Origin of the sequence: Paenibacillus sp. 2RAB27, from assembly GCF_052115445.1 — a bacterium.
Lineage (GTDB): Bacteria > Bacillota > Bacilli > Paenibacillales > NBRC-103111 > Paenibacillus_E.
Genome location: NZ_JBFRGR010000008.1, coordinates 213,817 through 234,377, shown reverse-complemented (window position 1 = coordinate 234,377; position 20,561 = coordinate 213,817). Strand labels below are relative to the sequence as shown.

General features: G+C 44.3%; 20 protein-coding genes. 5 read left to right on the top strand and 15 right to left on the bottom strand.

Annotated elements, in window-relative coordinates; genetic code table 11:
- Positions 1–156: 156 nt before the first annotated feature.
- Positions 157–420: a YlbG family protein gene (locus tag AB4114_RS14675; RefSeq protein WP_056612401.1), complete on the bottom strand. Its 264-nt coding sequence runs from the start codon at positions 418–420 to the stop codon at positions 157–159.
- Positions 421–467: 47 nt separating this feature from the next.
- On the opposite strand from AB4114_RS14675, the gene AB4114_RS14670 reads away from it, so the two are divergent.
- Positions 468–1,475, top strand: coding sequence for an asparaginase (locus tag AB4114_RS14670; protein WP_441989098.1), 1,008 nt, complete (start codon positions 468–470; stop codon positions 1,473–1,475).
- A 165-nt stretch (positions 1,476–1,640) separates the two neighbouring features.
- Here AB4114_RS14670 and AB4114_RS14665 read toward each other — a convergent pair whose 3' ends face one another.
- The 4 genes from AB4114_RS14665 to AB4114_RS14650 form a co-directional block, all read right to left on the bottom strand.
- Positions 1,641–2,090, bottom strand: coding sequence for a YlbF family regulator (locus AB4114_RS14665; RefSeq protein WP_441989097.1), 450 nt, complete (start codon positions 2,088–2,090; stop codon positions 1,641–1,643).
- Positions 2,091–2,141: 51 nt separating this feature from the next.
- Complete coding sequence (locus AB4114_RS14660) at positions 2,142–4,184, bottom strand: helicase-associated domain-containing protein (protein ID WP_441989096.1); 2,043 nt, start codon at positions 4,182–4,184, stop codon at positions 2,142–2,144.
- 17 nt (positions 4,185–4,201) lie between these two features.
- A complete protein-coding gene (locus tag AB4114_RS14655; RefSeq protein WP_441989095.1) occupies positions 4,202–5,887 on the bottom strand; it encodes a DNA repair helicase XPB in 1,686 nt (561 codons plus the stop codon).
- Positions 5,888–5,957: 70 nt separating this feature from the next.
- Positions 5,958–6,146, bottom strand: coding sequence for a hypothetical protein (locus AB4114_RS14650; protein ID WP_441989094.1), 189 nt, complete (start codon positions 6,144–6,146; stop codon positions 5,958–5,960).
- A 117-nt stretch (positions 6,147–6,263) separates the two neighbouring features.
- Here AB4114_RS14650 and AB4114_RS14645 point away from each other — a divergent pair, with 117 nt between their 5' ends.
- Positions 6,264–7,190, top strand: coding sequence for a LysR family transcriptional regulator (locus AB4114_RS14645; protein WP_441989093.1), 927 nt, complete (start codon positions 6,264–6,266; stop codon positions 7,188–7,190).
- Here the strand turns inward: AB4114_RS14645 and AB4114_RS14640 are convergent.
- The 5 genes from AB4114_RS14640 to AB4114_RS14620 all read right to left on the bottom strand — a co-directional run bounded on the left by AB4114_RS14640 (position 7,135) and on the right by AB4114_RS14620 (position 13,442).
- Positions 7,135–8,208 (bottom strand): Gfo/Idh/MocA family protein, encoded by a 1,074-nt coding sequence (locus tag AB4114_RS14640; protein WP_441989092.1) that lies wholly within the window; start codon positions 8,206–8,208, stop codon positions 7,135–7,137. The genes AB4114_RS14645 and AB4114_RS14640 overlap by 56 nt on opposite strands.
- A gap of 20 nt (positions 8,209–8,228) precedes the next feature.
- On the bottom strand, positions 8,229–9,380 hold the full coding sequence (locus AB4114_RS14635) for a Gfo/Idh/MocA family protein (protein WP_171635509.1): 1,152 nt from the start codon (positions 9,378–9,380) through the stop codon (positions 8,229–8,231).
- A 136-nt stretch (positions 9,381–9,516) separates the two neighbouring features.
- Positions 9,517–11,622, bottom strand: a complete 2,106-nt coding sequence (locus AB4114_RS14630; RefSeq protein WP_441989091.1) for a PAS domain S-box protein — start codon at positions 11,620–11,622, stop codon at positions 9,517–9,519.
- Positions 11,623–11,755: 133 nt separating this feature from the next.
- Entirely contained in the window at positions 11,756–12,196 is a 441-nt protein-coding gene (locus AB4114_RS14625) for a CBS domain-containing protein (protein WP_441989090.1), read from the bottom strand.
- A 76-nt stretch (positions 12,197–12,272) separates the two neighbouring features.
- The gene (locus AB4114_RS14620; protein ID WP_441989089.1) at positions 12,273–13,442 is read right to left on the bottom strand and encodes a M20 family metallopeptidase; all 1,170 of its coding nucleotides are present in this window, start codon (positions 13,440–13,442) and stop codon (positions 12,273–12,275) included.
- Positions 13,443–13,648: 206 nt separating this feature from the next.
- On the opposite strand from AB4114_RS14620, the gene AB4114_RS14615 reads away from it, so the two are divergent.
- Both AB4114_RS14615 and ftsW read left to right on the top strand, forming a co-directional pair.
- On the top strand, positions 13,649–13,996 hold the full coding sequence (locus tag AB4114_RS14615) for a YugN family protein (RefSeq protein ID WP_056612435.1): 348 nt from the start codon (positions 13,649–13,651) through the stop codon (positions 13,994–13,996).
- A 13-nt stretch (positions 13,997–14,009) separates the two neighbouring features.
- On the top strand, positions 14,010–15,188 hold the full coding sequence (gene ftsW / locus AB4114_RS14610; RefSeq protein WP_441989088.1) for a putative lipid II flippase FtsW: 1,179 nt from the start codon (positions 14,010–14,012) through the stop codon (positions 15,186–15,188).
- Positions 15,189–15,220: 32 nt separating this feature from the next.
- Here ftsW and AB4114_RS14605 read toward each other — a convergent pair whose 3' ends face one another.
- A complete protein-coding gene (locus AB4114_RS14605) occupies positions 15,221–15,598 on the bottom strand; it encodes an Asp23/Gls24 family envelope stress response protein (RefSeq protein WP_056612440.1) in 378 nt (125 codons plus the stop codon).
- 162 nt (positions 15,599–15,760) lie between these two features.
- Here AB4114_RS14605 and cax point away from each other — a divergent pair, with 162 nt between their 5' ends.
- Positions 15,761–16,807 carry a calcium/proton exchanger gene (gene cax, locus AB4114_RS14600; RefSeq protein WP_441989087.1) on the top strand — a complete coding sequence of 349 codons (1,047 nt, stop codon included), beginning with the start codon at positions 15,761–15,763 and terminating at the stop codon, positions 16,805–16,807.
- 37 nt (positions 16,808–16,844) lie between these two features.
- Here cax and AB4114_RS14595 read toward each other — a convergent pair whose 3' ends face one another.
- From AB4114_RS14595 to AB4114_RS14580, 4 genes are all read right to left on the bottom strand, one after another.
- The gene (locus tag AB4114_RS14595; RefSeq protein ID WP_056612445.1) at positions 16,845–17,132 is read right to left on the bottom strand and encodes a YlaN family protein; all 288 of its coding nucleotides are present in this window, start codon (positions 17,130–17,132) and stop codon (positions 16,845–16,847) included.
- Between the two features lie 123 nt (positions 17,133–17,255).
- Complete coding sequence (locus tag AB4114_RS14590) at positions 17,256–17,504, bottom strand: HPr family phosphocarrier protein (RefSeq protein ID WP_056612449.1); 249 nt, start codon at positions 17,502–17,504, stop codon at positions 17,256–17,258.
- A 116-nt stretch (positions 17,505–17,620) separates the two neighbouring features.
- Positions 17,621–18,304 carry a TVP38/TMEM64 family protein gene (locus AB4114_RS14585; protein ID WP_441989086.1) on the bottom strand — a complete coding sequence of 228 codons (684 nt, stop codon included), beginning with the start codon at positions 18,302–18,304 and terminating at the stop codon, positions 17,621–17,623.
- 201 nt (positions 18,305–18,505) lie between these two features.
- Positions 18,506–20,491 carry a diguanylate cyclase gene (locus tag AB4114_RS14580; protein WP_441989085.1) on the bottom strand — a complete coding sequence of 662 codons (1,986 nt, stop codon included), beginning with the start codon at positions 20,489–20,491 and terminating at the stop codon, positions 18,506–18,508.
- Between the last annotated feature and the right edge of the window lie 70 nt (positions 20,492–20,561).

Genomic DNA, 20,561 nt, shown 5'->3' with positions numbered 1-20,561 from the left:
ATTAATAAGTATTTATGAAGACAACAAACTATGCCTAATTTTCGGAAAATTGAGAAAACTTATAACAAAGTCATTCAAACGAGACCGACCAAGGTCCATATTATGAGAAAAAAAAGAAAAAAGCTTCTCACGAAGCTTTCATTTTGCACTGTAGCCTCAAAGCGTGTAAAATCTAGTTTTGTCAGGAACGTCACTACTATACTCTGTCTTAATTTCATTACGATATGATTTCTCTACCTTCTTGACGTAAGGCAACTTGAGTAGACTGCGTGTGGTCTCTTCCAATTTGCTGGCATGTATATAAAGAACGGCATAATTCATTTTCTTGGATATGTAATGAAGGGAACCGAACCGCTCCAAATTTCTGGCGGCTTTAATATCGTTTACCCAAATGATTAATCCGCTTCGCTCAATCATCATGATTGCAACCTCTTTTCAATAATCCTAGTATGGAGTGATCTCACAACATGAAGCCATCAGACACTATTGTCCGCGTGTCTCGCGGACATATAACAGAAAGCATACATCGCATCCACCTTGCTGTTGTCGATAACCAAGGAACGCTCCTGCACGGTGCAGGCGATCCGCACCTGCTCACCTTCGCCCGTTCGACAGCGAAGCTGATTCAAGCCTTGCCGGTCATTGAATCCGGCGCGGCTGATCATTTCGGCCTGACTGAGGCCGAAATTGCCTTATGCTGCGCTTCCCACAATGGGGAAGCTGAGCATGTGAGCACAGCCCGCGGCATCCTAGGCAAGCTAGGGTATCATGCCAAACATCTGCAATGCGGTGCGCATGAGCCGTACCACGCGCCAACTGCACAGGCGATGCGTGAACGGGGAGAGTCCCCGTCAACTTTGCACAACAATTGCTCGGGCAAACATTCGGGTATGCTATCCTTAAGCAGCTATCTTGGCGCTTCACCGGATACCTACATGAGCCCTGAGCATCCTGTTCAGGTCCTCATGTTAGATGCTGTGAGTGCCATGTCAGATGTACCTAAGGAGCAGATGGAGCTCGGAATTGACGGCTGTGGCGTCCCTGTGTTTGGGATGCCGATCAACCATCTCGCACTCGCTTTTGCCCGATTKGGCAGCCCCGAAGGGCTATCTGCAGAGCGTGCAAACGCTTGCCAGAGAATTGTCAATGCTGTGCGGAAATATCCTCAATTCCTCGCAGGAAGCGACCGCTTCGATACGCGATTAATCGAGGTTACAAAAGGCCGAGTCTTAGGCAAAATGGGCGCTGAAGGCATCTTCGCCCTCTCCATACCCGATCAAGCCATCGGCTTCGTCTTAAAAGTAGAAGATGGAAACATTCGTGCCKTGTATCCTGCTGTCACTGAGGCGTTAAAGCAGCTAGGCTACCTGTCGGAAACCGAGGTCAGTGAGCTCAAGGAATTCCATACACCTGCCGTTCACAACTGGCAAGGAACCGAGGTCGGACGCATCCGCCCCGATTTCTGCCTGAAATGACGCCGCTTTTAATCACGAAGTAGTCCTTTGAAGCAAATTCGACATCGATATTGAATTCAGCTGGAAATTCCGGTGCTCACGTAGCTCACACTACGCTCCTCATTTCCTAGCTTCTTTCAATCTTCTCGGTGCTGAAAACCGCCTGGCTTTTGATCACGAAGGTAATTAACCGCAATTCCCACTGCAGCTTCCACCGGAGCTGCAGCCTTTGCCGGTTGGCAAGKGGTTATTGCTTGGCACTTTAATCGAATCTGATACCGCGTGAGCAATCGTCGTTGAAACGGTAAACAACAAGTCATCCAAGCGATCCTCAGCTTCTTTGTACTTGCGAACAGCCTCAACAGCTAGGAGCTTCTCTTGCACGTCATTCACAGCTGCTAAAGCATCGTGATAGCTCGGGTGGTAATGCCCAAAACGCTCGCACTCCTCAAAAGCATCTTTCTTCCTAGCAAACACAGCTTGCAAATCTTTCACTTCTCTGCTGTTCGCGACCTCGGTCTTCCAATATAAATAATCTGCAACTTCCGCAGAAGAATTAATCATATCACCCATATCGTAGGCTTGCATAAGGATAGCCGACATATCCAGTGTTTCTGTTTCCATTGTTTGTAACATTATGACAACCTCATCCTTCCTCGCGAAAAAGTCTATAACACTTCTATCATATCACAGTTCGCCAAGAGTTTCTTCCTTTTCTCTCACAGACCCATCGTTGATTCCTGGTAATATGAGCTTCATCTCATTCCAGTCCTCACTGGTCCAAGCGACCTCCTCATATTCTTCCCACCCCTCCAGAATCCAACCTGTTCGATCTTCGCGCAGCATGCGCGGGATAATGAAGCAGTCGCGTCCTTCTTTTCTCAACTGCAGCACACTTTTCCATTCGATAGCTTTACGAATCATATCCTTACGAGTAGAGGCATGATAGTTGCGTAACTCTTTAATCCAACTCATAGGAATTTGCTGCATATCTGGATATAAGTCCTCCCGCAGCGGCAAATATGGATCAATTTCATATAATTGAATCGTATCTTTAGAGTAACAGAGGCCTAATTGAGGTTCGTTCCATAATGGAATCTCCTGGTCTTCATCACTCCCTACATTCGGAATTGCACTTTGATTGGGGTGGAAACCCATCGCTTCCAAGCATTTCGTCAAATGTTTAATATGCGCGCGTGAAATAATAAAATTGGTTTCTCCTATGCGCTCTCCGAGCAGATTGCGGCACTTATCATTCCGAAGTAAGGCTTCCGCAACCTCATTCGTTTGACAGCGAAGCAGTGTCACATCCGTTAGGTAGAGCTTATCCTTGTGCTCCTCCCACTGCTGCAAGGTGATGATCACTTGTTCTGGAACTTCATAATAAGCATGATCTCGAAGAACTTGAAACACGTCTGAGCTCCTCAGACCATGATCTAACGCGCGCCCAAAGCTTTCTTTGGTCAAACGATAGGTACGTACGAGATCAGCGTTCAGCAGGTCAGCAAATGCCGCAACTCCCCACTCTAAGCGCAGAGAAGCATTGGGTGGTAAAAGCACTTCGAAATCAGGCTGAACGTATAGAGATGGATCGGTCAGGAGAGCCAGCTCGCTGAGAGAGTCTGGAAGCTCACCTGAACTCAATCTAGGTGTGATCAGCCATCTGAACCAAAGTTGCCCCTCTTGATCTTCCGCTAACTCAACAAAACGAAATGTGGACAACGGCCTAATCCAGGCTGTCATCAGCTCCTGACGAAGAGTCTCCTCGTCCATCGGTTTATGCCCAATCGAACAGCATGAGAGAACGGCTTGCAACAGCTCCGATAAACTGTACCACTGCAAGACAGTCGCCCTTTCCATGAATGCGATCCCATGCTCCAGCCAAACCGGAGCGGGAATCAAGGCCTGCCGCCAAATACGATACAATTGCGCTTGTTGGTGTTCATAGGAGCTTTGAAGCCAACGCTCGAAAAGACGATGATGGAATAGGAACCGGTTGCCCGTTTCATTTTTATAGAGGAATCCCATTCGCATGCCTAATTCAAGCATCAACGCGGCAGGCTCATCATACACGTCCGTGAATGCGTAAGTAAGTCCTGACTGTGTTAGTATTCTTGCGGGTAAACTCACATGTTCCGTAATCTTCTGCAACTGCTTCTTATGTAAAGTTCCTTTACTCGTAAGGGAAAGTTCGGATTGCCGCGAACAGCTGACCATACAATGAAACAATTGCTGCGCGAGTCCCCGTGGATTCGAAGGAATGCCTTCATCCATCTCTGCGATGTGGTCGCTGAGATCGCTTAGCTCATCTACATTGCTTTGCTCGGTGAGCCCTACGGCAGGAAACACTAGGCTCTGCCAACCTGCGAATGCATCCTCAGGCAGCGTGTACAACTGTTCTCCCCAAGATTTACGGAAAGCAACAACGACGCCATAACGACGAAGTCCCCATAACCCCAAACTGACTTGAGCACCAGACATTTGGAGCACTGCTTCTTTTTCCAACCTCTCGCCAGTAAAAGGCAGACAGCCGAACGTTGACATTACCAGGCGCAGCGTACGCTGCTCATCGGACGAAAGCTGATGATAGAGTTTAGCTAAATGAGTAGGAAGCGTAAGAATCTCTTCTAACGATTCCCCTGATGTACGAAGTGCAKAGCACCACGGTTGTCTTACAATGGACTCCTTTAACGAAACCGGCATTTTCCTTTCCACATGCTCGTACTTCATTTTCCAAGCCTACCTCCTCATCTTATCGCTTCATTCCAGCTTGTAATCTCGTATTGATAGCCTTGTTCTACAAGAAAGAGCTGCCTCTTCATGGCGAAATCCTGTTCTTTCGTGTCTGCGCTAACGAGTGAATAGAAGATGGCCGTGTTCTCACCATTTCGCTTCGGCCGAAGAATTCGACCCAATCGTTGTGCTTCTTCTTGCCTCGAGCCATAACTTCCCGATACCTGAATGGCAATCGCCGCATCTGGGAGATCGACAGCGAAATTCGCCACTTTGGAAACGATGAGCAGTGGGAGCTGCCCCTTTTTGAATCGCTCATATAACTCTTCTCGACGTTCATGAGGGATACTGCCGCATATCATGGGAGCACCTGTATGAATTGCAATTTCTTCAAGCTGATCAATATATTGACCGATAATTAACGTCGGTTCATCTGGATGGAGCTTCAACAAATAATCAATGACCGCAAGCTTCGCTGTATTCTCTCCGGCGATCCGGAACTGGTGCCTAGATTCTGAGGCATGATAACGATCTCGGTCCATAATTGACAGGGGTACCCGCACTTCTTGGCAAGTCACCTTAGCCAGCCACCCCATCGTTTCGAGCTGCTTCCACGCCATGTCATACTTCTTGGGCCCGACTAATGAGAACACGTCACCCTCTAAGCCATCTTCTCTAATTAGCGTTGCCGTTAAACCGAGCCTGCGCGTGGCTTGTATCTCCGCAGTCGCACGAAAAACGGGCGCAGGCAGAAGGTGAACCTCATCATAAATGATGAGGCCCCACTCCCTCTCGCTAAATAATCGCAAATGCGAGAATTCAGCCTCCTTGCTCCCGCGGTGCGTTAGAATTTGGTAGGTGGCAATGGTGATGGGCCTTATCTCCTTCGTAGTGCCATTATACTCACCCACCTGATCGCTAGTCAGTCCGGTCTTACTTAATATTTCACGTTTCCACTGCTTCACTGACGTTACATTGGAGGTAAGGATCAGTGTTGCACAGCTTGCTTTCGCCATTGCGGCGATCCCCACTACCGTCTTACCTGCTCCGCAAGGGAGAACCAGAACACCGCTTCCGCCATGGCCAACCTGCTGAAAAGCGTCTACGGCTTGCTTTTGATAATCGCGCAGTTGGAAAGGCTCATCCATCTGATCTTCGTCACGCCAAGGAATCTCCAGAAATTCTCCGCTGCGGTAGGAAGCTAGATCCTCCACGGGATAACCGAGCTTCATTAACTCTTGCTTCAAAATCCCCCGATGGCTCGGTGATATGGCAATAGCCCGTTCTCCACGTGCATCCTTGAGATAGTTTTGCAAGGATTCATAGGCACAAATTTCTTTGAAAACGACGGTATCCTCGCTTACCAAGAAGAGTTCCTTCCCCACATGCAACATGCGTAGAATCCCATAGCGCTTCGTATATTTCCGAATCGTGCTAAGCACAGCTGAGGGTACACCAAATTTGGCATGCTGCTGTAAGCAAGCTGTCATCTCTTCCAACCCCATGCCTGCTGCAGCTGCATTCCATAAAGACAATGGAGTAACCCGATAGGTGTGAAGATGTTCTGGACTTTTCACTAGATCTGCAAAGCGAGCCAGCTTACCTTGAAGCTTGTCAAATTCAGGATGATTCGTTTCGAGGAGGATAGATAAATCGCTCTGAACAATCAGAGGCTTTGAAGGATCCATAGTCAATCGCATATTCCCTCCTTTTTCCTTTAGTATGAAGGGAAAGTACTTGATTTAAACATGGACTCCATGCTAACGTATCTCAAAAGAGTTCATACACGGCGATAATCCCAACAATAATGATGGCAAATATAGACACCCAACTTGCAACTACGCCAGGGCGCACACCAACTTTCTCCTCTTTCGTGTACCAGTGTGCTTTCCTCGCGCGCGCTTCAACATCTTTCACATGAGCCTCAAATTTTTTCTCTATCTCGTATAAGTTCCACATGGTAATTCCCCCCATCCTTTGGTTGGAATTGATTTTAACATGGCAAGAAGTACCAGAGTTATCTATAATAAATGATCGTTTCGATCGAAAATAGTGATGGTTAAGGAGTGCATACAGATGGATCTTACCTTATATAAAACACTGCTCGAAGTAGCGAAATGGCAAAACTTTACGAAGGCTTCCGAAAAATTGGGCTACGCTCAGTCTAGTGTGACCTCCCAAATTCAAAAACTAGAGATCGAATACGGGGTTGAAATCTTCGAGCGGATCGATAAAAAGATGAGACCTACGCCTGCGGGGGACATTTTACTGCGATATGCAGCGAAAATTTTGAAATTATATGAGGAATCCAAAATCAATGTAGCTGGTCAAACGACAGGAAGCTTTATGATTGGCACACACGAAACAACGCTCTTCTCCTACATGCTGCCGCCGTTTCTCGGTGCTTTCAAAAAGTGCTTTCCAAACATTACAATCACCATCAATGAATTAATGGAAAATGATACGTCCCGTGCGCTGAAGGCAGGCGAATGCGATTTAGGGTTCATCGTCGACAAGGAACTCAGCGATCCTGATTTAATCTATCGGACGATACAGGAAGAGGAATTTGTCATTGTGGCAGCACCTGATCACCCCTTAGCCGCGAAATCGGCTATTATACCGGAGGATCTTAATGGCGCTGAAATTCTGATGTCCATATCAGGAGGACGTTGTCGGAAATTATTTGAAACGATGCTGCGTAAACATAATGTGCAGTATACACTCACCTATGAGATTAACAACTATGAAACGATCAAAAAATGCGCTATGCACGGGCTCGGCCTTTGCTTACTACCAAGAACGACCGTAACAACGGAAACACAAAACGGGCAGTTAGCGATATTACCGCTGAACTACCCGAATTTTAAATTGAATGTGCAATTATGCTATCATGCCAAAAGACAATTATCTGTACCCTTGACAAACTTCATCCAGCTGATGTGTGAAACTACTCCACACGAACGGCTTTCTCTTGGGCAATCAAGCACAATTCAGCCGCTTTGAATGTATGCGCTTGTGTCATCGCATTTTCTGTACGATGAATGCAATCCAGAATCAACTGACCGAAGAAAGGAAAGCCTACTTGTCCATGCAGACTGTAGTGCTTTTCTCCTTGTTGGTTGACTAGATACAACTGATCCCCCTGCGGATCACGAGCAATATCAATATATTTACGCAGCTCGATATAACCCTCAGTTCCAAGAATCAATGTGCGCCCGTCTCCCCATGTTCCTAAGCCATTAGGTGTCAGCCAGTCTACACGGAAATAATTCGTTGCCCCATTGTCCCCAATCAGTGTCGCATCGCCGAAATCCTCTAGCTCCGGATAATCCTTCGCATGATAGTTCGCTACTTTACTGCTAACGACTGTCGCATCTTTACAGCCCGAATAGAAGAGGAACTGCTCGATTTGATGGCTGCCGATATCACATAGAATACCGCCATATTTATCCTTCTCGAAAAACCAATCCGGACGGCTTGAGGCATTCAAACGGTGAGGTCCTAAGCCAATCACTTGAACCACGCGACCAATCGCGCCTTCTTCAATCAATTGACCCGCGAAAACCGCACTTTCCACGTGAAGTCGCTCACTATAGTAAACAGCATACTTACGTCCTGTTGTTTCAACTACGGCCTTCGCCGCAGCAAGCTGATCCAGGGAAGTAAATGGTGTTTTATCTGTGAAATAGTCCTTGCCATGCTCCATCACACGAATCCCGAGAGGACCACGCTCTGAAGGTACAGCTGCGGAAGCGACAAGCTTCACTTCTGGATCATGAAGAATCTCATCTTCAGAAGCAGCAATCTGAGCCTGAGGAAACTTCGCGACAAATGCCGCTACTTTCGCTGGGTCTTGATCGTACACCCATTTAAGTTCAGCGCCGGCTTCTAGAAGTCCGTTACTCATGCCATAAATATGACCATGATCCAACGCAATTACTGCAAAGGTAAACTCCCCTTTTTGAACAACAAGGTTCGGTTTCCCTTTTGGCGCATAATTCATGCCATCATTTTTTTGCATATCGATTTTCCCCCATGATCTTAGACATCAAGTGTTTTAAAGGAGCCTGCTTCTTTACTTGATTTGGAATTTTTGATTTTCTCTTGTAAATGCTGTTCAAAAAGATCTTCGTCGATCGGCAAATCAACCCAGTTGTCCGTGAATGTTGAGAGCATGATCGCATTGGAAATCATTAAGCCTTTAATGCCTTCCGCTCCTGGAGCAATCAATGGTGTACCATGAAGAATGGCATCAACAAAGTTCTGTGTGATCCCCATGTGGCCCGTTTCTTTACCTTCAACTGGGATTTCACATTTCCAACATTCCGGTTGACCAAAGCCGCCTTTGTACGTTTCATTGAATTCTCTTTCGGAAACGCGCAAACGCCAGAACGTCAACTTGCCATCTTCAATGACGATTTTACCTCGGTCCCCGGACAACTCGAATCGATTCGTCCCAGGTGCTTCCCCTGTTGTCGTCACGAACAAGCCTGTTGCGCCATTTTCATACTCAACGAATGCCGTTACATCATCTTCAACTTCGATATTGCGGTGCTTCCCGAAATAACAGAATGCACGAACACGCTTCGGCATCATATCAATCGTCCACTGCCATAGGTCAAGTTGATGCGGATCTTGGTTAATAAGTACACCGCCGCCTTCTCCAGCCCAAGTTGCACGCCAGCCGCCTGAATCGTAATAGCTTTGTGATCTATACCAATTGGTAATAATCCAGTTCGTTCTGCGAATCTCACCTAGTTCACCAGAAGAAACCAGATCCTTTAATTTTTTATATAGAGGATTTGTACGTTGATTGTACATCATGCTGAATACTTTACCTGAAGCTTCTGCTGCTTCATTCATTTGACGCACTTGTTTGGTATACACGCCAGCCGGCTTTTCACAAATAACATGCATGCCTGCTTGGAAAGCGCGTACAGCTGTTTCAGGGTGATCATAGTGAGGCGTTGCGATCAAAACCCCATCAATCAAGCCAGAAGCCAGAAAATCATCAAGATTATCAAATAGCTTGACACCTTCACCAAGATTTTCCTTTGCCCACTCTAGACGATCTGCTCGCGGTTCACAAATAGCGGTAAGAACGCCGCCTTTGACTTCATTATTCACTAAATATTTGGCATGTCCAGTTCCCATGTTACCTAGACCAACGATACCAATCCTTACTTTCTCCACTGTACGTCACCTTTTTCTTGTCAGATTCACAATTATTAAGCACGTTTTCACTTTAGCATATTTAAGAGGAGGCATCTTGTCGCAGATTGACTACCTTATTGCGAACTTTGACAGTTACACACGTTTGAGACCAAGTTTACTGTACAGATGACGGTAATTGAATACTGACCGTCGTTCCAACGCCTAGCTTACTTTGATATCGGATCACACCGTGGTGCTCTTCAATGATTGTAAAACTCACCATCATACCAAGCCCTGTCCCTTTTTCCTTTGTCGTGTAAAAGGGTTCACCTATCCGCGGCAGTCTATCCTCTGAAATACCTTGGCCTTGATCCACAAACTGCAGGTTGACGCCGTTAGCTTGATTTTGTGCTGTAATAGTCAATATGCCGCCAGTTGGCATCGCTTCAATCGCATTTTTGATCACGTTGACAAAAACTTGCTTGATTTGATTACGCTCACAATTGACAGATGAAAGAATCGTATTGGCAATCAGCATAATTTCAACATTATTCATGATGGCTTCCGTATTTAAGAGCTGTATCACTTCTTCAAGTATCGTTACAGGGTCATGCGGCATGTAAGCAACGGCTTGCGGCTTGGCAAGAATGAGCAATTCTCCGAGAATCAACTCAATCCGATTAAACTCTTCTTGCATGATATGATAATAGCGCATTTTACTTTCTTCATTGGCGTGGCACATCAGCTTCACGAAGCCCTTAAGCGCCGTCAACGGATTACGAATCTCATGAGCAATACCAGCAGCCAATTGGCCAGCTACATGCAATTTCTCCGTTTTACGAAGCAACTCCTCCGTCTGTTTTTGAACTGTAATATCCTGAACTGTGCCGAATAAACACAGCGCTCTTCCCCACTCATCATACGTAGTCTTGGCTAAGGTATGCAGAATGCGCACCTCGTCTCTAACTACGACTCTAAAAATGAGATCCATTGTCCCTTCATGTAAGGCTTTTTTTATGGCCATCTTCATTCTTAAATTATCCTCAGGGTGTATACTTTCATGAAGTACCTCAATAGGCAACGTTTGGACCGCATCTTTGCAACCAAATAACGCGTTCAATTCATCTGATACATACACCATGTTATTAATTGTATCCCACTCATAATGACCCAAACCTGCTATTTCTTGAGCAATTTCCAATTTAGCTTTACTTTGGATCAACTCATGCTCAACTCGTTTGTGAATGGTAATATCATGAACCAATCCACGTACGGCCATTCGCCCCCCATCTAGAACCACTCGTTCAATTTGGGAACGCAAATGACGGATATCGCCATCCTGTCGTGTAATCTTGTATTCTATATCCGACATTCCAACCAGTATGGCTTGCTTAATCGCGAGTGCTACTTTCTCACGGTCATCTACGAATATGGGCTCCATCGCTTTACACAAATCTATTCTTAAAGCAGGTTCTAGCCCATGTATTCGGAACATTTCGTCCGACCATGCAATGGAATCTTCATCCAAATCTCGTTCAAAGCTGCCGAATTGACCTAAACGTTGTGCCTGTACGAACCGATCTTCAACAATCTTACGTTCTGATATATCACGCCAAATCCCTAAATTCTGAGTACGTTTACCTTGCTCGTCCGATAACCACTTAAATTTATTTTCCAACCAAACATACCAACCCTTTTTGTGAAGAAAACGACAGGTTACAATTCCTTGATCATTCGTAGCACACTCTTTTTCGTTGATAAAAATGTTCTTCAACCCATCGATATCTTCCGGGTGACAAAAAGCTAATACGCTTGCACCGTACATATCCTCCAGTTCAAATCCAAGAAGGTTTTTTACCGAGGGCGATACATAGAGTAGAATGCCATCCTCTGATGTCAATGTAATGAGATCTTGAACATAGTTTGTGTACTTTTGATAGATATCTTTTTCCATGGCAAAATGATTGGCAAGCATTTCTGTTTTACGAATAACAATATGTAAGTTCTCACCAACGGGATAGGCACTAACATGTATCCATTGATTGGATGGTTTTACATATTCTTTGAATGAAGTTTCTTTACCACTTTTGCGAGCTTGATGAAAATAACTGTAGGAAGCATGCCGAATAGCAGCTGGGAACTCTGCCCACGCCATTTTGCCAAGAAGTTCTTCAGGAGATCGATTTAAAATACTTGCACCATAGTCGTTTGCGTATATAAAATGCCAGTTTGAATCTAGAATGATAAATCCCATGGAAGCGTTCTCTTCAAACGTGCTCATCTATTCTATACGAACCCCMTTCACCAGTTCGTTATTATTATCGCTCACTTGGATGCACCTCGTAAAGAGAATATGAAAAAAAGCAACCCTCCCTCCATTCGGGAAAGCTGCTTTCACATGAGAATCGACTTCTTTAATGACTTCCAACAAGCGTTCGTTCTTTCGAAATTTGACTTAAGGCTTCGCCAGCCTCATCTTCATAATTCCCTCTAATCGCCAAATCGCCAATCGCTACAATACCGACAAGCTTCCCATTATCAATGACGGGTAAGCGCCTAATTTGGTGCTGTGCCATGATCTTAGCGGCTTCATCAACAGTCGTATTAGGAGATACGGTGGTCATCCCCTTCGTCATGACGGTTTCTACAGCCGTTGACCCTGAATGCTTTTCCGCATAGCCTCGAATAACAAGATCCCGATCCGTCACACCGCCTATGAAGGTATCCCCGTCGAGAACCCCAACAAATCCAATGTCGTGCTGTTTCATTTTCAAAGCAATCTCGAACACATTATCCAGTAAGGTAACCGTCACGCAGTCTTTACTCATGATGTCCTTCACTAATTTATCCGACATTCTCATCATCCTCCTTGGTGTCATGTAAGGCAACAAATAATTGCTACATTAGCATTCACCAAAGCACATAAGGCATTCATGCCATATAATCCAAGGCCATAGACAGGAGTAAATTCGCTGCGTTCAGCATAGATCTTTCATCTATATCGAATTTCGGGTGGTGATGAGGATATACAATGCCTGCTTCTACATTACCAGCACCTACGAACATAAAGCAGCCCGGCTTCTCTTGCAAATAATAGGAAAAGTCTTCTCCGGCCATAATAAGAGGGGATTCATGTACAGCCTCTTCACCAAACAAAGCCGCGCCAACTTGAAAGAAACGGGCTGCTTCATTCGCATCATTGATTACGGTCGGATAGCCTAGCTTATAATCCATCTCGTAGGTAGCTTGCGACATGTCACAAGTAGCCTGCACGATTCTCTCCATGCGTGTTCTCACTTCTTGTCTTAATTCTGGATTGAAGGTACGTACAGTTCCGTTAAGTACACTCGTTTCAGCAATGACATTGAAGCTAGTCCCGCCATGGAACGAGCCTACACTGACCACACAAGGCTCAACAGGGTCAACTTGGCGGCTCACAATCGATTGCAAGTTAACGACTAATTGTGAGGCGACGTACACGCTGTCAATCGTTTGGTGGGGTAACCCGCCATGTCCGCCTTTGCCTTGGATGCGAATCGTGAATTCATCTGGCGCGGCCATGAAAGGCCCAGATCGCGTGTAAACATGACCAACAGGGAACGGTGTCCATAAATGAACGCCGAATACAGCATCTACACCATCCAGAGCGCCGTCTTTGATCATCGAGTCAGCTCCACCTGGTGAAATTTCTTCAGCATGCTGGAATAGAAAAACCAGATTCCCTTTGATCTCCGTCCGATGCATGCTTGCAACCTTGGCAATCCCAAGCAAAGTTGATGTATGTGCATCATGTCCACAGGCATGCATAATCCCGTTCTTAGTTGATGTATAGTCACAGTTCTTCTCATCCTGAATGGGGAGAGCATCCATGTCTGCACGCAGAGCAACCGTCGGTCCTTCGCCATTGCCGCGAAGCAAACCAACAACACCATTTCCGCCTACGCCAGTACGCACTTCAATATCCCAGCTTAGCAAATGCTTCGCTACAAATTCTGCGGTCTGATATTCATGGTAGGATAGCTCAGGATGCTGATGTAAATAACGTCTCCAACCCACCATTTCTTCATAAATGGCTTGGAGATCTTCATGATAATGATTCATAAGTTCATCCACCTCCTAAGGCGTGATCACCTAACTATATATCTAAAATGATCTCTTGAAACCTATTCTATCAAATATCAATCACGGTTTCATCTCTAAAGCGCCATCAAATATTAGAATTTACAGATGGCAATCGACTTGCAGAACCATTAGAAACATACTATCATGAGAAAAGAATGCAAACGTACAATATGGAGGCGTTAAAATTGATTATTGAAGCAACTGGCTTAAAAGGCCTAAAAAGCGATTTGGCTCACTTAGACGAAGTAACAACTAAACTTGGTTTCGTGCGCTGGCAATGGGAATACACCCGTGCTACATACGATTTTAAAATGGAAGATAAAGCAAGCAAAGCTGTGTACTTCTTACGTGTAAATGCACGCGTTGAAACAGGCAAGCTAGAATCTCCCTATGCCGTATTATATCTAGAAGAAGCTTACATAGGCAAAGAAACGTTCCCACATGGCTTGGACTATAATTCTCCAATTCCAGAAAACGTACTTAAGATTTCCAAACAAAAATTAGACCAACTGCAACAATTATTAGCAGACTAGGCGAGGAATCAGCATGAATCCCCCTCGAAGAGGAACGCCGGATTTTCTGCTGCTCTTATTAACCTTTGTGTTGGTATGTTTTGGTCTAGTTATGGTGTTCAGCGCAAGTTCAATGACTAGTGCCTATCGGTGGGACGACCCTTGGTTCTTTACGAGAAAGCAAATTTTTGCTGTCGGGGTCGGCACCATTGGCATGTTATTTTGCATGAATGTCCATTACACGAAGTTAAAGAAGCTCGTTATCCCTGCTTTCTTCTTCATTGTACTTGGCTTAATCTTCGTCGTCTTTACGAGTAAAGCGAATGGGGCGAGCAGCTGGTACTCACTTGGCAGATACGGGATACAACCGACTGAGTTTGCCAAGTTAATCGTCATTCTCTACTTAGCTTCGCTGATCAGTAATAAAGAAGAGAAATTCAGAAGTTTTCGTAAAGGATTACTCCCTGCCATCTTGATCGTAGGCTTCGTGTGCAGTTTGATCCTCTTACAGCCTGATTTTGGTTCCTGTATGATTCTTCTAGCGTGCTCAGCTATTGTTATCATGGTCGGTGGGTCTAACCTCAAGCATATTTTTTATCTTGGAACTATTCTTACGATTTTTCTTGGTATTGCAATCCTCTTATACTTGTTGTTAGGCGATATTGACTCCAACTTTAGGCTCAATCGAATAACTTCATTTATGGATCCGTTCGCTGACCCGCAAGGCTCAGGCTTACAAGTTGTGCAATCCTTGTACGCATTCGGACATGGCGGACTAACTGGCGCCGGATTCGGACAAGGTATTCAGAAGCTTCACTATTTACCGGAAGCACATAACGATTTCATCTTTGCTATTATAGGCGAGGAGCTTGGATTTATAGGCAGCTCTCTCTTCCTTCTCATCTATTTAATCTTCATTTGGCGAGGAATTCTCATTGCAGTACGTTGTCCCGACATGTTCGGTATGTTATCCGGTGTAGGAATCATGGTCATGTTCGCTATACAAGCCTTTATTAATATCGGCGGCGTCACCAATACCATTCCACTTACAGGTGTAACGCTTCCCTTCATCTCAGCAGGCGGCTCCTCTATGATGGTCTCTCTCATCAGCATGGGGATTATTCTCGGGATTTCTCGTGAACAATCCTACAAAGAATTACCAGCTACACAAAAAACACAGAAAACCCATAAAAAGAGACCCTTATCGACATAATATAACGTCGATAGGGTCTTTTTTTATGAGTCTTATTTAACTCGAAGCTGATCTTCAATTTCTTCTTCGGTAAATGCGACACCTTCTACTTTCACATTGACTTCCACAACATTTAACCCCGTCATATTTTCAACAGCTTCCCGAACGTTCTCTTGGAGATCTCTGCAAACATCTTGGATTCGGGAACCATATTTAACGATCACACGTAAATCAATCGCTGCTTCAACTTGTCCTACCTCAACAGAAACGCCACGCTGCACATTTTTACCACTTAAACGCTTAGCTAAGCCTTCTGAAATACCACCTGACATGCCCGCGATKCCTGCTGTTTCCAAGGCGGCAAGCCCTGCAATGGTCGATACTACGTCATCAGAAATTCGAATTAAGCCGGTTTGATTGTCTTCGGACATACGGATCACTCCCTAAACTTGGTATAAATCTATTGTAATAAGAACAATAGCTTAAAGCAAGAACTGCCTGCTGGTATCCATTTTAATTTACATTGGTACGCAAAGTAGGTATATTAAAAGAAGTGTAAAAATTTCCAATATATTAGAGTCGGAGGGTTCCCATTGAAAGGAAAATTGTTCTACATAGGCTTGTTAGTTTCGTTCATAGCAGCCGGAATCGTGCATTATACGCACCAGAATACAACTCTGCAATTCGTAATCGCTTGTATCGCCATCGTTTTTGTGGCTGGTTTCTTAGGAAAAGCAACAGAAAGTGTTGCACATTATGCAGGAGACCGCATGGGTGGGTTTCTCAATGCCACCTTCGGGAATGCGGCTGAGCTCATTATCGCTTTCTTCTTAGTCAAAGATGGGTTATTCGAAGTTGTCAAAGCCAGTCTAACTGGTGCCATCATCGGGAACTTGTTGCTCGTTCTTGGGCTCAGCATATTTGCAGGCGGTTTAAAGTTCAAAGAACAATCCTTTAACGTTAAATTGGCTTCTCATAACTCTTCACTGATGATTCTAGGTGTTGTCGCACTCTTCATTCCCGCATTATTTTCCCGCGGTTTGACCACTGACGAAACCTCCTCCATGAGTATGATTGTAGCTATTATCCTAATCGTAGCTTATCTGCTCTGGCTCCTCTTCTCTATGGTAACCCACAAAAGTGTGCTGTCTGATGAAGCCATAGAACATGGTGAGGCTCCATGGTCCAAAGGCACCTCGATTCTATTCCTCATCGTTGCGACTGCAATGGTTGCCTTTACAAGTGAGTGGTTAGTAGGAACCATTGAGGAAGTTAAAAATAAATTCGGACTGTCCGACCTATTTGTCGGTGCATTCCTAATCGCTATCATCGGGAATGCAGCTGAGCATAGTGCCGCGGTCATGATGGCCATGAAGAATAAAATGGGCGCAGCCGTGGAAATTGCGGTCGGAAGCTCCTTACAAATCGCTCTATTCGTCGCGCCAGTACTAATCCTACTCAGCTTTTTCATCAGTGGTACGCCAATGAACATTGTCTTTACCACCTATGAGATTGCAGCCATCGGCGTCGCCGTCTTCATAACCAAATCCATCACACAAGATGGATCTACGAACTGGTATGAAGGACTTCTTCTCTTGTTCGTCTATATCATCCTTGGTGTCGTGTTCTTCTTAGTCTAAATACCTATATGCAAACAAAAAAAGTAACCCTTCAGKGTTACTTTTTATTGTTCAACGCTTCATACAGCTGCGCAAGATTACGTTCAAGCTTATTGAGAATTTGTTTGCCTGGCAATTCGGAGATCAGTCCCGCTCGAATGGCAAAATCAATTTCTCTCGATAGTCCGTACATTTGCGTATCTAATACCTCTTCGTAAAGTGGACATTGACGTGTCGTCAAATTTTCCATCTGAACTTCGATCAGCTTTTCGATTTTATCTGCATCTTCTTGAAGAAGATTAAGCGCCTTTTGATTCATATCCAGCAATAAATCAGATGAAGACATTCCCAACTTCCCCCTATACGCAAAGTCATCCGTCCTTATATGATCTATATTAAGCGAAATTGCCGTAATATACAAGAGAAGGTACCCTCAGAGATTCTGAGAATACCTTCTCTCTATTCAAAACTACTCTTGAACGACGTTTACGCCTAAATTATGCTTCGCAAATACTTCAGCCATCGCTGTTTTCGCTTCTTCAGCATCCGGTCCATGAACGTGCAAATCATAGTTGCTGGAGCTAAGTAGAGTCGTAAACAAGCCAAGGATACTTTTTACATCGATATACTTATTGTCGTATTGAAGAACGATAGATGATCTGAATTTATTAGCTGTTTGTGAAATCTCAACAATTGCTGCATTATTGGCACTTGGCATATTTCATTCCTCCATTATAGTCGCGTAATGAGTTGGTCGTCTTACTTCCTCTATGATAACTTGGAATAGGAAGGGAAAGCAACTACAAAATTTCCTGCATTCTCCATGTAAGCCCTTTATTTCGCCTTTGGAGCTAGTGCCCTCTTCACACTATTTCCTAGGAATACTAACAAGACCAGTATCCCGAGCAGTAGGAGCAATCTCCCCTTATACCGCTGAAAATGAAATAGATCATGCGCGATCATCGACTCCAKGAATACGATCGGGAGTTTCCCCAGTAGTGTGCCCCATAAGAAATGCCGAAATTTCATTCGAGTTAAACCTGCGGAGAAGTTAACGGCAGATGATGGCAATATCGGAATCAATCGTCCGATTAGTACATAGAAAAAGCCGTGCCTTTCCATCCGCTTGCTAAATTGCGTAACAATCGGAAAACGCTCTAATTTCTTTTCTACCCAGGCATGTCCATAATAACGTGCAAAATAAAAGGAAGCAACGGCTCCTAAGCACGACATCACATAGTTCACAAGAAACCCCATTTTTATTCCAAATATCGCAACGTTCGTACCCGCTACGAGAACAAACGGAATAAACGGAAAGAAGGTTTGGAAGAAAATCAGACTCATTCCAATAATTTTACCGGGCCAGCCAATGTCCCTTAAATGTCCGGACAATTGCCGCATATTACTATGTGCAAGTTTAATGCCTATAGGATTAAAGAAGAAGAAATATAGCAAGCCAACGAGCACAATAAAAATACAAATAAGCAGTCCTGTACGTTTACTTTTAAATGCCGACAAAATTCGACCATCCTCCCTTAGACCAAATCATTGTAACATGTTACAACAGGTTCAGGAAGAGCAAACAGGTGATCGTCATCCTCACTCCATGCTCACTGGGTAGAGAAATACGTTCAACTGGATACATACAATTGTATCTCCCCTTCACCGGCCTGATTAACAAAGAAAAAGTGCCTGTCCGAAGACAAACACCAATATGCGTCAACCGATTTGAATTTGATTACGGCCATTATGTTTAGCTTGATAAAGAGCCATATCTGCTCGGTAGAAGAGTGATTCTACACTTATCTTATCCTCTTCCCAGTTCCAGTCCGATACACCGCAGGACACCGTAACTTGAGGCTGCGTCTCTTCCATGACACGCCTCCGAATGCGCTCTGCAATCCGAATCGCCTGTTCCTTAGACACTTGAGGCAAATAGACAGCAAGCTCTTCTCCGCCCCATCTAGCCGCGATATCCATCTCTCTAATACTGGACTTGATGATCTGGCTGACATGAATAAGAATCTTATCACCAATTTGGTGACCATAAGTGTCATTCACTTTCTTGAAATTATCAATATCAACGACAATTAGAGACCCACAGAAGTCTTTCTTCTGCATCAAATTCGCTTGTTCATCCAAATAATGCCGAGCATAGAGCCCAGTTAAATTATCCGTAATCACCATTCGTTTCACTTCAGCATGCAAGGAGGCGTTCGTCATGGCTAGTCCAATATGGCTTGAGAGCACTTGCAAGAGCTTATAATTATCATAAGAGAAGAAGTTGGGCAAACGATGTACAATGAGGATTACCMCTTCTACGTTACCGTTTACAAGGATAGGCGAACCAATAAGTGAGCGAGAATTCGTTCGCTGCATCAAACTTGAAGTCACTTTATCATTACTCCAATAGTCGGAAATAATAATTGGTTCTTTAGATGAGTAAATCAGACCTGAGAAACCTTGATCAAGCGTAAATGTCTCATGAAACAAGGCAGGTAAGTTCGTAGCTTGAACAATAAGTTKATTGTTATCTTTGGAGTTTTGAAGGATACAACTATAATCAGCACCAAAAATACTTAAAATTTCACTAGACGCTGAATTGAAAATTTCATTTAGACGTAAACTTTGATTAAGCTGCTTGGTAATTTCATTAATGAGTCGCAATTCGTTAATCATCAGATTCGATTGCTCGTACAGTTTCGCATTTTCAAAAGCTGTACCTGCAGAGTCCGCTAACAACGAAATGAATTGTAAATCCGACGCATCAATGAGTTCATCCGTAAACTCCATGTACAGAACACCATACACGCCTTGTTTCCCTGATAAAGGTGCCGCGATGTTGCCCGAACTTGAATCGCTCCCTCTTAGGGTTGGCTCAAAGATGACTTGACCTTCCATAAAAGCTCGCGTTCGAATATCGGACTCTGTCCGTTGGAAGTTCAAAGGCTTAACGGACAAATTCGTTGAATCATTGTCTTGTGAAAGAAGTAAATCTACACGCGTGTTGGGATATACACGTCCCAGACAATCAATAACTTCTGTCAAAACAGAATCTACATCAATCTTTGCAAGGAGTTTCTTGGATGCTTCAAAAAGAATGACGTGCTTCTTAGATTCCATTTCCTTCAAATGATGAAGGTTATTTAAACGATCGTACTTTCTACGTTCTTCAACATTTTGGATGGAACTTTGAAAGGAAAGTGCAAGACTATATAGCAACTGTGCTAGATTTTCCATATTTATGCGAGATTGGGTAAAAAGACCTAAATAAAATTGAACTTTACCATGATTATCCAAAACTGGCGTAACAGCAATCAAATACGCTTTCAGTTCTCTCACGTGCAAGTCATCGCCATTAATCAATTGCAAATAACCTGCACTTTCACAGCGAGCAAGCGGATTATCTCCTTGATCAGCAACCTTCCAAGAACTACCTGATCGCAGGTAGTTGCCTATCGAAGGCGTATCATTCGAACAAGAATCAATTACACACAGATGCTCGTTTGCGCACAACAGCGCAGTTTGCGAAGGCAGCATGTTCGGACCGAATTGCTGATTCCAGTTTTCAAATACTTGGTGTAAGTTTGGGTTTGCCTGCAAACCCTCATAAGAAAAGTTGCCAGAAAGTATAAAGCCTTGCCGAAGAAACACATCAAAGTGTTCTGTGCGGCTATGCTTTTGTATACTGCGAAGTTCACTCATAGGCTCTCCTTCACTTTCTAACAATAGTCCTGAAGTACCAATTTAAAAACCACTTACTCCTATCATACTA